Annotated in this window: 11 protein-coding genes; 9 read left to right on the top strand and 2 right to left on the bottom strand. The window is 62.5% G+C overall.

What is annotated here, in order from left to right; all coding sequences use genetic code 11:
- The first annotated feature begins 16 nt into the window (after positions 1–16).
- The 7 genes from QEN71_RS28905 (at position 17) to QEN71_RS28875 (ending at position 7,141) form a co-directional block, all read left to right on the top strand.
- Positions 17–1,525: a flagellar hook protein FlgE gene (locus QEN71_RS28905; RefSeq protein WP_201648900.1), complete on the top strand. Its 1,509-nt coding sequence runs from the start codon at positions 17–19 to the stop codon at positions 1,523–1,525.
- Positions 1,526–1,547: 22 nt separating this feature from the next.
- Complete coding sequence (gene flgF / locus QEN71_RS28900; RefSeq protein ID WP_201648901.1) at positions 1,548–2,306, top strand: flagellar basal-body rod protein FlgF; 759 nt, start codon at positions 1,548–1,550, stop codon at positions 2,304–2,306.
- Between the two features lie 51 nt (positions 2,307–2,357).
- Positions 2,358–3,146 (top strand): flagellar basal-body rod protein FlgG, encoded by a 789-nt coding sequence (flgG, locus tag QEN71_RS28895; RefSeq protein WP_201648902.1) that lies wholly within the window; start codon positions 2,358–2,360, stop codon positions 3,144–3,146.
- Between the two features lie 35 nt (positions 3,147–3,181).
- Positions 3,182–3,892, top strand: a complete 711-nt coding sequence (flgH, locus tag QEN71_RS28890) for a flagellar basal body L-ring protein FlgH (protein ID WP_201648903.1) — start codon at positions 3,182–3,184, stop codon at positions 3,890–3,892.
- 2 nt (positions 3,893–3,894) lie between these two features.
- Positions 3,895–5,076 (top strand): flagellar basal body P-ring protein FlgI, encoded by a 1,182-nt coding sequence (locus QEN71_RS28885; protein WP_233471714.1) that lies wholly within the window; start codon positions 3,895–3,897, stop codon positions 5,074–5,076.
- Positions 5,077–5,088: 12 nt separating this feature from the next.
- A complete protein-coding gene (gene flgJ, locus QEN71_RS28880; RefSeq protein ID WP_201648904.1) occupies positions 5,089–6,021 on the top strand; it encodes a flagellar assembly peptidoglycan hydrolase FlgJ in 933 nt (310 codons plus the stop codon).
- A gap of 370 nt (positions 6,022–6,391) precedes the next feature.
- Complete coding sequence (locus QEN71_RS28875; protein ID WP_201648905.1) at positions 6,392–7,141, top strand: flagellar brake protein; 750 nt, start codon at positions 6,392–6,394, stop codon at positions 7,139–7,141.
- A 486-nt stretch (positions 7,142–7,627) separates the two neighbouring features.
- Here the strand turns inward: QEN71_RS28875 and QEN71_RS28870 are convergent, their stop codons facing one another.
- On the bottom strand, positions 7,628–7,852 hold the full coding sequence (locus tag QEN71_RS28870; protein ID WP_290468228.1) for a hypothetical protein: 225 nt from the start codon (positions 7,850–7,852) through the stop codon (positions 7,628–7,630).
- Positions 7,853–7,914: 62 nt separating this feature from the next.
- Here QEN71_RS28870 and flgK point away from each other — a divergent pair, with 62 nt between their 5' ends.
- Together flgK and flgL are read left to right on the top strand one after the other, a co-directional pair.
- On the top strand, positions 7,915–9,888 hold the full coding sequence (flgK, locus tag QEN71_RS28865; protein ID WP_201648906.1) for a flagellar hook-associated protein FlgK: 1,974 nt from the start codon (positions 7,915–7,917) through the stop codon (positions 9,886–9,888).
- 14 nt (positions 9,889–9,902) lie between these two features.
- Positions 9,903–11,123, top strand: coding sequence for a flagellar hook-associated protein FlgL (gene flgL, locus QEN71_RS28860; RefSeq protein WP_201648907.1), 1,221 nt, complete (start codon positions 9,903–9,905; stop codon positions 11,121–11,123).
- A gap of 640 nt (positions 11,124–11,763) precedes the next feature.
- Here flgL and fliR read toward each other — a convergent pair.
- The gene (gene fliR, locus QEN71_RS28855) at positions 11,764–12,546 is read right to left on the bottom strand and encodes a flagellar biosynthetic protein FliR (protein WP_201648908.1); all 783 of its coding nucleotides are present in this window, start codon (positions 12,544–12,546) and stop codon (positions 11,764–11,766) included.

The following is a 12,546-nucleotide window of genomic DNA, read 5'->3' as shown; positions in this document are numbered from 1 at the left end:
AGATACGGAGACCGTCATGGGTTACCAACAAGGATTGAGCGGACTGGCAGGCGCATCGAGCGACCTCGACGTCATCGGCAACAACATCGCGAACGCGAACACCGTCGGCTTCAAGCAGGGCGCGGCGCAATTCGCGGACATGTACGCGAACTCGGTCGCGACGGCCGTCAACAACCAGATCGGCATCGGCACGCGCATGTCGGAAGTCGAGCAGAACTTCTCGCAAGGCACGATCTCGACCGACGACATCGCACTGCACGTCGCCATCAACGGCAACGGCTTCTTCCAGATGTCGAACAACGGCTCGCTGACGTACTCGCGCAACGGCGTGTTCCAGCTCGACAAGAACGGCTACATCGTCAACGCCGACGGCCTGAAGCTGATGGGCTATGCAGCGAACGCGAACGGCATCATCAACACGGCCGGCACGGTGCCGCTGCAAGTGCCGACGGCGAACATTCCGCCGACGGCCACGAAGACGATCACGGCAGGCCTCAACCTGAACGCGCAGGACGCGCTGAAGCTGGGCACGCCCGCCGTCACGTTCGGCGCCACCAACACGGGTAGCCTGACGAACAACGGCGTGTCGATCACCGACGCGACGCAAGGCACGAACGCGAACACGTACACGGTGTCGTTCACGAGCCCGACCGCCTACACGATCACGGGCAGCGACGGTTCGAGCACATCGGGCACGTACTCGGCCAACTCGCCGATCAAGCTCGGCAACGGCGAGACGATCACGCTGGCAGGCACGCCGGCAACGGGCGACTCGGTGACGGTGGCCCCGACCTCGCTCGCATTCGACCCGACCAACAGCGCAACGTACAGCTACTCGACGTCGGTGCCCGTGTATGACTCGCTGGGCGGCGAACAACAGGTCGACATGTACTTCGTGAAGACGTCGGCCGGTTCGTGGGACGTGTACGCAGGCAAGGACGGCAGCGTCCCGACGACGAAGGTCGGCACGGCGAAGTTCGACACGTCGGGCAACCTGGTCAGCACGCTGGATAACGCGGGCAACCCGACCTCGACGCTGTTCGCATTCAACTTCTCGATCCCGAACTCGGACGGCTCGGCCACGCCGCAGAGCCTGACGCTGAAGATCGGCGGCACGACGCAGTTCGGCAGCAAGGACGGCACGAACTCGCTGACGCAGGACGGCTTCGCAGCCGGCCAGCTGACGAACTTCACGGTCGGCACCGACGGCACGATCACGGGTAACTACTCGAACGGTCAGACGGCAGCGCTCGGCCAGGTCGCACTCGCCACGTTCGCGAATCAGAACGGCCTGATCAACCTCGGCAACAACGAGTTCCAGGCAACGGCCGCTTCGGGCGTCGCAGTGGTTGCAGCGCCGGGCTCGACGAACCACGGCTCGCTGCAAGGCGGCGCGACGGAAAACTCGAACGTCGACCTGACGAGCGAACTGGTGAACCTGATCACCGCGCAACGCAATTACCAGGCGAACGCGCAGACGATCAAGACCCAGCAAGCCGTCGACCAGACGCTCATCAACCTGTAATAGCTGACGTACCGACACCATCATGGACCGGCTCATATACACCGCGATGTCGGGCGCGACCCAGGCGCTCGAACAGCAGGCAGTGGTCGCGAACAACCTCGCGAACACCTCGACCACGGGTTTCAAGGCCCAGCTCGCGACGTTCCGCGCCGTGCCGATGGCGTTCGGCGACGGCAGCACGATTCAGGACGACACCACGCGCACTTTCGTGCTGTCGTCCACGCCGGGCGCTGACTACACGCCCGGCCCGATCCAGCAGACGGGCAACCCGCTCGACGTGGCGATCGAGGGTCCGGGCTGGCTGTCCGTCCTGACGGCCGACGGCCAGGAAGCCTACACGCGTGCGGGCAACCTGCACGTCGACGAAAACGGCCAGCTCGTCACGGCCAGCAACCAGCAGGTGGTGGGTGGCGGCGGCCCGGTGGCCGTGCCGCCCGGCGCGCAGGTGACGATCGGCAAGGACGGGACGGTCTCGGCACTGATGCCGGGCGACCCCGCCACGACGATTGCGCTCGTCGACCAGCTGAAGCTGGTCAATCCCGCTCCCGGCGCGCTCAAGCGCGGCGACGACGGGCTCTTTCATACGACGGACGGCAACCCCGCCGACGCCGACCCCGGCGTGGTCGTCGCGGCTGGCGCGCTCGAAGGCAGCAACGTGAACCCGGTGTCGGCGATGGTCTCGATGATCACCAACGCCCGCCAGTTCCAGATGCAGACCAAGATGATCGAGTCCGCCGACCAGAATGAACAGTCGGCCAACAAGCTGCTGAACTTCAGCTAATCCCGACGCAGATTTAACGGAACGCGCCAAGCTGCGTTCAGGAGAAACCAAGTGAACCGCTCACTCTATATCGCCGCCACTGGCATGAATGCGCAACAGGCGCAGATGGACACGATCTCGAACAACCTGGCCAACGTCAGCACGAACGGCTTCAAGGGTTCGCGCGCCGTGTTCGAAGACCTGCTGTATCAGACGATCCGCCAGCCGGGCGCGAACTCGACGCAGCAGACGGAACTGCCGTCGGGCATCCAGCTCGGCACGGGTGTGCAACAGGTCGCGACCGAGCGTCTGTACACGCAGGGCAACCTGCAGCAGACGGGCAACTCGAAGGACGTGGCGATCAACGGCCAGGGCTTCTTCCAGGTGCAGATGCCGGACGGCACGACGGCCTACACGCGCGACGGCTCGTTCCAGACCAACTCGCAGGGCCAGCTCGTGACGTCGAGCGGCTACCAGGTGCTGCCCGCGATCACGATTCCGCAGAACGCGACGTCGCTGACGATCGGCAGCGACGGCGTGGTGTCGGTGTCGACGGCAGGCTCGACGGCGACGACGCAGATCGGCTCGCTGCAGATCGCCACGTTCATCAACCCGACGGGTCTCGATGCAAAGGGCGAAAACCTGTTCGCGGAAACGACGTCGTCGGGCACGCCGAACGTCGCGACGCCGGGCCTGAACGGCGCAGGCACGCTGAATCAGGGTTATGTCGAAGCATCGAACGTGAACGTCGTGCAGGAACTGGTGAACATGATCCAGACCCAGCGCGCATATGAGATCAACAGCAAGGCCGTGACGACTTCCGACCAGATGCTGCAGACGCTCAGCCAGATGCCGGTTTAAGGCTGGTAGTCGGAAACATTCAGGCGGTAATCAAGATGTCGCACTCCACTCGTACCCAGGTCCCTCAGCGCGGCGCGCGAGCAGCTTCGATGCTCGCATGCGCCGGCGTGCTCGCAGCCGCGCTCGGCGGCTGCGCGCTCGTGCCGAGGCAGCCGATCACCCAGCAACCGATGACGGCCGTGCCGCCGCCGCCGCCGTCGCTGCAGACGCCCGGTTCGATCTACAACCCTGGGTACGCTGGCCGTCCGCTGTTCGAAGACCAGCGGCCGCGCAATGTCGGCGACATCCTGACCATCGTCATCTCCGAAAACATCAACGCGACGAAGTCGTCGGGCGCGGCCACGAACCGCAACGGCGAAACCAAGTTCGGCGTGCCGACGGCGGGCTTCCTCGGCGGTCTGTTCGGCAAGGTGAATCTCGACGCGACGGGCGCCAACACGTTCAAGGCGACGGGCGGCGCGAACGCGTCGAACACGTTCAGCGGCGTGATCACCGTCACGGTGATCGGCGTGCAGCCGAACGGCAATCTGCTCGTGAGCGGCGAAAAGCAGATGCTGATCAACCAGGGCAACGAGTTCGTGCGTTTCTCGGGTGTCGTCAATCCGAACACGATCAGCAGCCTGAACTCGGTGTACTCGACCCAGGTCGCGGACGCGAAGATTGAATACTCGGCCAAGGGTTATATCAACGAAGCCGAGGACATGAGCTGGCTGCAACGCTTCTTCCTTAACGTCGCGCCGTTCTGATCATGCGTAACACTTCCTTCTCCCGCCTCGTTTCCGGTTTCGCTGCGCGCGCCGTCGCCGTGTTTGCGCTCGCATGCGCCGCGCTGCCCGTTACGGCGCCCGTCGCTCACGCCGAGCGCCTGAAAGACCTCGTGCAGATCCAGGGCGTGCGCGACAACCCGCTGATCGGTTACGGCCTCGTCGTCGGTCTCGACGGCACGGGCGACCAGACCACGCAGACGCCGTTCACGACACAGACGCTCGCGAACATGCTTGCGAACCTCGGCATCTCGATCAACAACCAGCAGGCCGGTTCGAGCTCCAGCAACAGCTCGCTCTCGAGCATGCAGCTGAAGAACGTTGCAGCCGTGATGGTGACGGCGTCGCTGCCCGCATTCGCGCGTCCCGGCGAAGCGCTCGACGTGACGGTGTCGTCGCTCGGCAATGCGAAGAGCCTGCGCGGCGGCACGCTGCTCCTGACGCCGCTCAAGGGCGCGGACGGGCAGGTGTACGCGCTGGCTCAGGGCAATATGGCCGTCGGCGGCGCCGGCGCCAGCGCGAACGGCAGCAAGGTGCAGGTGAACCAGCTTGCTGCGGGCCGCATCACGGGCGGCGCGCTCGTCGAGCGCTCGGTGCCGACCACCATCTCGCAGGCGGGCACGATGCAGCTCGACCTGAACGACATGGACTACGACACGACGCAGCGCATCACGTCGGCGATCAACAACGCATTCGGCTTCGGCACGGCAGTCGCGCTCGACGGCCGCACGATCCAGCTGCGCGCACCGACCGATCCCGCGCAGCAGGTGCAGTTCATGGCGCAGTTGCAGAACCTCGACGTGAAGCCGGGTCAGGCCGCCGCGAAGGTGATCCTGAACGCGCGCACGGGTTCGATCGTGATGAATCAGATGGTGACGCTGCAGAATTGTGCAGTCGCGCACGGCAATCTCTCGGTGATCGTCAACACGCAGCCGGTGGTGAGCCAGCCGGGCGCGTTCTCGAACGGACAGACGGTGGTCGCGCAGCAGTCGCAGATCGCGCTGAAGCAGGACAACGGTGCGCTGAAAATGGTGAGCGCGGGCGCCAATCTCGCTGAAGTCGTGAAGGCGCTGAATGCGCTCGGCGCGACGCCCGCGGATCTGATGTCGATTCTCCAGGCCATGAAGGCAGCGGGTGCGCTGCGAGCCGATCTCGAGATCATCTAAGGAAGAACAAGAATGAACTCCGATACGACGCGCAACGCCGCGAATGATCTGACCAACCGCTTCGCGCTCGACACGCAGGGCTTCGACGCGATGCGCGCCCAGGCGGCTGCGAATCCGCGCGAAGCGATGAAGTCGGCTGCGAAGCAGTTCGACGCCGTCTTCACGCAGATGATGTTGAAGAGCATGCGCGATGCGACGCCGCAAGACGGCCCGTTCGATTCGCACGATTCGGCGACGTTCACGTCGATGATGGATCAGCAGTTGTCGCAGCAGATGTCGTCGAAAGGTATCGGCGTCGCCGACGCGATGCTCAAGCAGTTGATGCGCAACTCGGGCATGTCCGCGGACGATTCGAACGCGGGCAACAACGTCGCTTTGAATGCGCTCGCGAAGGCGTATGCGAATCCGGCGAACAACGGCGCGCTGAAGATGGGCCGCGGCTACACGGCGAACAGCGCGCTGACGCCGCCCGTGCGCGGCGACGGCTCGTCGGACAAGGTCGACGCGTTCGTCGACAAGCTGGCTGCTCCGGCACAGGCCGCGAGCGCCGCGACGGGCATTCCGGCGCGCTTCATCATCGGCCAGGCCGCGCTCGAATCGGGCTGGGGCAAGCGCGAGATCAAGAAGTCGGACGGCTCGACGAGCCACAATATTTTCGGCATCAAGGCCACCGACGACTGGAACGGCAAGACCGTCGCGACGGTCACGACCGAGTACGTCCACGGCCGTCCGCAGCGCGTGGTCGAAAAATTCCGCGCGTACGATTCGTACGAGGAAGCGATGACGGACTACGCGAGCTTCCTGAAGTCGAATCCGCGCTATGCGCAGGTGATCAATTCGTCGCGCGACGTGAATGGCTTTGCGCAAGGCATGCAGCGCGCCGGTTATGCAACCGATCCGCACTACGCGAAGAAGCTCATTTCGATCATGCAGAAGATGGTGTGATGGTCGGCGGCACGCGGCGGGCCTGAGTCTGTCGCGGCGCGACCTTGTGCAGTTATTCCTTCGATAGCATCGCATCGGCGGTCGGCCCCGGCCGCTTTCCCTTCTCTTCAGTCTTTTCCGCTTTCCAGCCGCGCACGCGGTTTCGCGTATCCTGTCTTCGTTGCGGTGTCAAACGTTTGCGAAAAATATTTCGTAAAACCGGGCTAAACTTTGATCCGACGCTGCCGCTAAACAGACAGACCCGATACCGGAAAGCCGTAAAAAAGTCCGGTCCCATGCGTGTTTCGCGACCCTGGCAGGCCGGGCAGAGACCTGGCTGGCCGTGTTTTGCGCGACGTGCCCGCAAGAACGAAGAGAAATTGGCAAGGCCATGAATACCACCCAGTCGAATGGTGACAACCGCGAGACGGAAGGCGTCGACTTCGGCCGCCGCAATCCGCTAGAGATCGGTGTGCAGCTGCGCAACCTGCTCAATCGTGGCGATTTTCTGACCGTGCAGTACAAGGGCGGCCAGCTCGTGACGAAGATCCTCGAAGTGGACGTGCGCGAGCGCACTTTCACGTTCGACTGGGGCGCGCTCGCCGAGCAGAACCGTGGTCTGCTGTCGTCGCCCGAGGGCCATTTCCACGCGACGCCTGACGGTGTGCGGGTTCACTTCGCCACCACGACGCCGCGCGAGACGACGTTCGAAGGCCGTCCGTCGTTCGAAGCCGATTTCCCTGAAGTGCTCTACTACGTGCAGCGCCGCGAGTATTTCCGCGTCGATGCGCCGCTGCTCGATCCGTATATTTGCCGCGGCCGGCTGCCGGATGGCGAGGGTTTCCGCTTCGAGGTGCAGGATCTGTCGCTGGGCGGTATCGCGATGCGTACGAGCGATGCGCGCGTGACGGCGCTCGAGCATGGGGTGCAGTTGATCGATACCGAAGTGACGCTTGGGGCGCTGGGCACTTTGCAACTCGATCTCGAGTTGATGTCGAATCGGATTATTGATTTGCCTAATGGCACGCAGCGTTACACGCTTGGGTTTCGGTTCTTGTCCCTGCCCGGGAATGCTGAGAATACGCTTCAGCGGCTCATTACTCAGCTTGAGATGAAGCGGCGCTCTTTGGCGCGCGTGTAAGCGGTTTTTTCTGTCTGCGACGCTAGTCGCGATTTTGGTTTTTTGGGCTTTCGCTGGCATCCGCGTTTTGTCTCTGGTTCGCTAGCGTTGCCCCTGTGCGGGGCGGCACCTACTTTTCTTTGCAGCGGCAAAGAAAAGTAGGCAAAAGAAAGCCGCTTTTGAACCTACGGTACCTGCCAGGATAGCGCTGTAGCGTGCCGCAGTTGAGCTATTGCGCAGTGACCTCCGCGCTCCGTAGAAAGCCCGCAGTCAACCGCGCACGGCGCGAAAACCTCACATAGTCCGGAACACATGCCGCCGTAAGCCGACGGCAGACGCAAAAAACAAGCCGACCGAATGTGCCCCTGGTGAATGTCATCTTTCGCGCCGCGCGCGGTTGACTGCGGGCTTTCTACGGAGTGTTGCGTCGCTGCGCGACCGCTCAAGGAACGTGTGCCGTAGCGTTATCCTGGCCGGCACCGGAGGTTTGAAGCGGCTTTCTTTTGCCTACTTTTCTTTGCCGCTGCAAAGAAAAGTAGGTGCCGCCCCGCACAGGGGCAACGCTTGAAGCACCGCTACGAAATCGCGGATGCCAGCAAAAGCAAAAAACAAAAAAGCAAAAGCAAAAACAACAACGCAAAAGCAGGAAGCCAAACCGGCATAGCCTGCGCCGCAACGGCAAAAAACCCACATTCCCGCCCTCAATGTTCCGCCGACCAGGCCGTTATACAAAGTGTTCGGTCAACCTGGCGATGCTCACGCATTGCCCCTTACGCCGTCTTTCAGGATGACGCATGTCCAGTAACCTCTTTAGCATCGGCCTTAGTGGACTCAACGCAGCCCAATGGGGCTTGACGACTACGGGTCAGAACATCAGCAATCAGGCGACGCCCGGCTATTCCGTCGAGCGTCCCGTCTACGCGGAATCGAGCGGTCAGTACACGGGCTCCGGCTATATCGGCAGCGGCGTGTCGACGACCACCGTCCAGCGTCAGTACAGCCAGTACCTGACGACGGAGCTCAACAACGCTCAGTCGCAGTCCGGCTCGCTCAACACGTACTACAACCTGATCGCCCAGCTCAACAACATGGTCGGCAATCCGACCACGGGTATTTCGAGCGCGATCACGAGCTACTTCACCGGGATGCAGAACGTCGCGAACGATGCGTCGAATCCCGCTATGCGCCAAAGCGCTATCAGCAGCGCGCAATCGTTGGCGGACCAGATCAACGCGGCGGGCGACCAGTACGACCAGCTGCGCGCGAACGTCAACACGCAGATCGGCGATACGGTCAAGCAGATCAACACGTACAGCTCGCAGATCGCGCAGTTGAACTCGCAGATCCAGTCGCTCAGCGCACAAGGTCAGCCACCCAACCAGCTGCTCGACCAGCGCGATCTCGCCGTGTCGAACCTGTCGCAACTCGTGGGCGTGCAGGTCGTGCAAGGCGATAGCGGTTACAGCGTGTTCATGGGCAACGGCCAGCCGCTCGTCGTCGCCGACAAGAGCTTCAACCTGACGACGGTCACGTCGCCTGCCGATCCGACGGAAACGTCGGTCGCCTACGCCGGTCTTTCGAGCCTTGCTGGAACGACGACGCCGCAAATCCTGCCCGACAGCTCGCCGCTGGGAGGACAGATCGGTGGGCTGATGACGTTCCGCAGCCAGACCCTCGATCCCGCCGAAGCGCAACTCGGCGCGATCGCAACGAGCTTCGCCGCGCAGGTCAACGCGCAGAACGGGCTCGGTATCGACCTGAACGGCAACAAGGGCGGCGCGCTCTTCACGGTCGGCAATCCGACCGTCTACGCGAACGCCAACAACACGAGCAGCGCGACGCTCGGCGTCACGCTGTCGAATCCGTCGCAGCCGGTGACGGGCGACTACTCGCTGTCGTACGACGGCACGAACTACACGCTGAGCAACCGCGCGACGGGCCAGGTCGTCGGCCAGGCCGCGAACCTCACGAACCCGATCGGCGGCATGCAGTTCAACCTGACGGGCACGATGAACGCAGGCGATTCGTTCACCGTCCAACCGACGCGCGGCGCGCTCAACGGCTTCGCGCTGACGACCAGCGACGGCTCGGCGATCGCGGCTTCGTCGCCGGTTCTGGTGTCGGCGGGTACGTCGAACACGGGTACGTCGTCGGTGACGCAAGGCACGGTGTCGGCGGGCTACACGCTGCCGAGCACGACGACGACGCTCACGTACGACTCGACGACGGGTTCGCTGTCCGGCTTCCCGGTCGGCTCGACGGTGACGATCGACGGCACGCCGCCGACCAGCTACAACATCACCGCCGCGAACACGCCCGTGCCGTACAACCCGGCCAAGGGCGCGTCGATGACGATCACGGGCACGACGATCAACAACGTGTCGCTGCAGATCACGGGCTCGCCCGCGAACGGCGATACGTTCAACATCGCGCCGAACCCGGCGGGCGGCAAGGACGGCCGCAACGCGCAGCAGATCTCGAATCTGGTGACGGCGAAGGCGATGGGCAACGGCACGTTGACGCTGACCGACTCGTACGCGAATTACGTGAACGACATCGGCAACCAGACGAACCAGATCCAGACGTCGAACAAGTCGCAGACCGCGCTCGTGACGCAGATCACGACGGCGCAACAGGCGATTTCCGGCGTGAACATCAACGAGGAAGCCGCGAACCTGCTGCAATACCAGCAGCTGTATCAGGCGAACAGCAAGGTCATCCAGACGGCACAGACGCTGTTCCAGACGATCCTCGGCATTTTCAATTGAGGCGTTGAACGCATATGCGCATCTCTACTTCGCAATATTTCGGCATGAACGTCCAGACGATGGACGATCAGCAATCCACGCTCGCGTCGCTGTATCAGCAGCTGTCGAGCGGCGTGAGCCTCGCGACGCCGTCGGACAATCCCGTCGGCGCGGCGCAGGCTGTGCAGCTGAGCATGCAGGGCGCGGCGCTGTCGCAATACTCGAGCAACCAGAACACCGCGCTGCAGGCGCTGCAATCGGAAGACGGCTCGCTGTCGAGCGTCAACAACGTGCTGACGTCGATCAACACGCTGCTCGTGCGTGCCGGCGACGGCTCGCTGAACGACGGCGACCGCGGCGATATCGCGACGCAGCTGCAAGGCATCCGTAGCCAGCTGATGGGTCTCGCGAACGGCACGGACGGTTCGGGCAACTATCTGTATGCCGGCTATCAGGCGTCGACGCCGCCGTTCTCCGTCGATGCGAGCGGCGCCGTGCAGTACAACGGCGACAACGGTATCCAGCACGTTCAGGTGACGGGCACGCGCAACATAGCGATCGGCGATACGGGCCGCGACGTGTTCCTGGGCATTTCGCCTGCGGGCAGCACGGCCGTGACGGCGGGCAATTCGGCGAACACGGGTTCGGGCACGATCGGCAACGTGTCGGTGACCAACCCGACCGATCCGACGAACCAGGACAAGTACACGATCAACTTCACGTCGGCGACGACGTACACGATCACGAACGTCACGACGGCGACGACGGGCGCACCGCAGACGTACGCGGCGGGCCAGGCGATCACGCTGGGCGGCGGCGGTCAGAACGTGACGATTTCGGGCGCGCCGAATGCAGGCGATGCGTTCTCGGTGACGCCTGCGGCGCAATCGAGCACCGACGTGTTCGCGAATCTGGACAGCGTGATTGCCGCGTTGCAGACGCCCGTTTCGGGCTCGGGCGGTCAGGCGAATCTGACCAACGCGTTGGGCACTGCGATGACGCAGCTGCATAACACGATGAACAACGTGACGTCGATTCAGACGTCCGTCGGCGGACGTGAGCAGGAGATTGAGGCGCTTCAGACTGTCACGCAGACTAATTCTCTGCAGACTAGTAGCAATCTTGCTGATCTCACGCAAACCGATCTGACTTCGACGATCTCCAAGTACACGATGACGCAGTTCTCGTTGCAGGCTGCGCAGCAAGGCTTCTCGATGATCCAGAAGCTTTCTTTGTTCGACTATATCGGGAATTGATTTCCGGGTTCCCCGGAAGGTTTTTTTGTGTCTCGGCGACGCCTGGCTCTTTTTTTGAGGGTCGGGCGTTTTTGTTTTTGTTTTTGCTTTTGCTTTTGCTTTGGGCTGGCATCCGCGAATTCGTATCGGTTTGCTAGCGTTGCCCCTGTGCGGGGCGGCACCTACTTTTCTTTGCAGCGGCAAAGAAAAGTAGGCAAAAGAAAGCCGCTTCACACCTCCGGTGCCTGCCAGGATAACAGCACGGCACACGGTGTTTGAGCGGTCGCGCAGTGACGCAAACACTCCGTGGAAAGCCCGCAGTCAGGCGCGCGCGGCGCGAAAGGTGACATCCACGTGGGGCACATTCGGTCGGCTTGTTTTTGTGCGTGCGCCGTCGGGTTGGGGCGGTATGTGTCCAGACTGAGTGTGGGGTTTTCGCGCCGTGCGCGGTTGACTGCGGGCTTTCTACGGAGTCCGGACGTTGCTGCGCGATAGCTCAACTGCGGCACGCGGCGGCGTTATCCTGGCAGGCACTGGAGGTTCAAAAGCGGCTTTCTTTTGCCTACTTTTCTTTGCCGCTGCAAAGAAAAGTAGGTGCCGCCCCGCACAGGGGCAACGCTAATAAACCGATACGAATTCGCGGATGCCAGCGAAGAAAAACCTACCGCAACCCTGCGGCAACGCGCGCCATCTGATCGATACCGCTTTCAAAGACACGAGCAAAGAAAGGCATCATATTCGGCAGCATAAGCTGAATCAAAAGCAGACCGGTGATGACGGTAACAGGCAGCCCGACCTGAAAAACACCGACCTGCGGCGCAGCCCGATTAAGAATCCCGAGCGCGAGGTTGGTGATAAGAAGCGCGGTAACGATAGGCAAGGACAGCAGCAAGCCAGCGCTAATAACAGTGCTTCCCCATCCAACAAGCGTCCGCCAGCCATTCGCCCCAAGCACATTGGCAGAAACCGGCAGAGCCTGAAAAGTCTGAATAAGAGCAGACAGCACCTGCAGGTGCCCATCAAAAGCGAGAAAGGTAAGAAGGGCGATCATGTTCACATAGCGTGACATGACATCGGTGGACCCCGCAGCATGCGGATCGAAGAACGTGGCGAAGCCGAGGCCCATGCTCATGCCCATGATGTCGCCCGCGGCCTGCACCGCGCCGAACACCAGTTGCATCGTGAAGCCGAGCGCCGCGCCGATCAGGAACTGGTTGACGATGATCCACACGCCCTGCGCGGAAAACACCGTCGCCTGAGGCAACGCGCCGATAGTCGGCGCGACGATCAACGTGATGAATCCGGCGAGACCGATCTTCACGCGATTGGGCAGCGACTTGTCGCCGAATGCCGGCGCCGTCGCCAGCAACGCGAGAATCCTCACGAACGGCCACAGGAACGCGGTGAGCCAGACGTTCAGCTGTGCGTAGGTGACGGAAAACAT

Origin of the sequence: Paraburkholderia sabiae (genome assembly GCF_030412785.1) — a bacterium.
GTDB classification, from domain to species: Bacteria; Pseudomonadota; Gammaproteobacteria; order Burkholderiales; family Burkholderiaceae; genus Paraburkholderia; species Paraburkholderia sabiae.
Note: the sequence above shows the minus strand (reverse complement) of the source record. Positions and strands in the feature narration are given on the sequence as shown.

Excerpts from the sequence above, each read along its gene's own strand:
- QEN71_RS28885 (WP_233471714.1), top strand. The coding sequence starts at position 3,895 with ATGCGTAACACTTCCTTCTCCCGCCTCGTTTCCGGTTTCGCTGCGCGC.
- flgK (WP_201648906.1), top strand. The coding sequence starts at position 7,915 with ATGTCCAGTAACCTCTTTAGCATCGGCCTTAGTGGACTCAACGCAGCC.
- flgH (WP_201648903.1), top strand. The coding sequence starts at position 3,182 with ATGTCGCACTCCACTCGTACCCAGGTCCCTCAGCGCGGCGCGCGAGCA.
- flgF (WP_201648901.1), top strand. The coding sequence starts at position 1,548 with ATGGACCGGCTCATATACACCGCGATGTCGGGCGCGACCCAGGCGCTC.
- flgL (WP_201648907.1), top strand. The coding sequence starts at position 9,903 with ATGCGCATCTCTACTTCGCAATATTTCGGCATGAACGTCCAGACGATG.
- flgJ (WP_201648904.1), top strand. The coding sequence starts at position 5,089 with ATGAACTCCGATACGACGCGCAACGCCGCGAATGATCTGACCAACCGC.
- QEN71_RS28875 (WP_201648905.1), top strand. The coding sequence starts at position 6,392 with ATGAATACCACCCAGTCGAATGGTGACAACCGCGAGACGGAAGGCGTC.
- QEN71_RS28905 (WP_201648900.1), top strand. The coding sequence starts at position 17 with ATGGGTTACCAACAAGGATTGAGCGGACTGGCAGGCGCATCGAGCGAC.
- fliR (WP_201648908.1), bottom strand. The coding sequence starts at position 12,546 with ATGTTTTCCGTCACCTACGCACAGCTGAACGTCTGGCTCACCGCGTTC.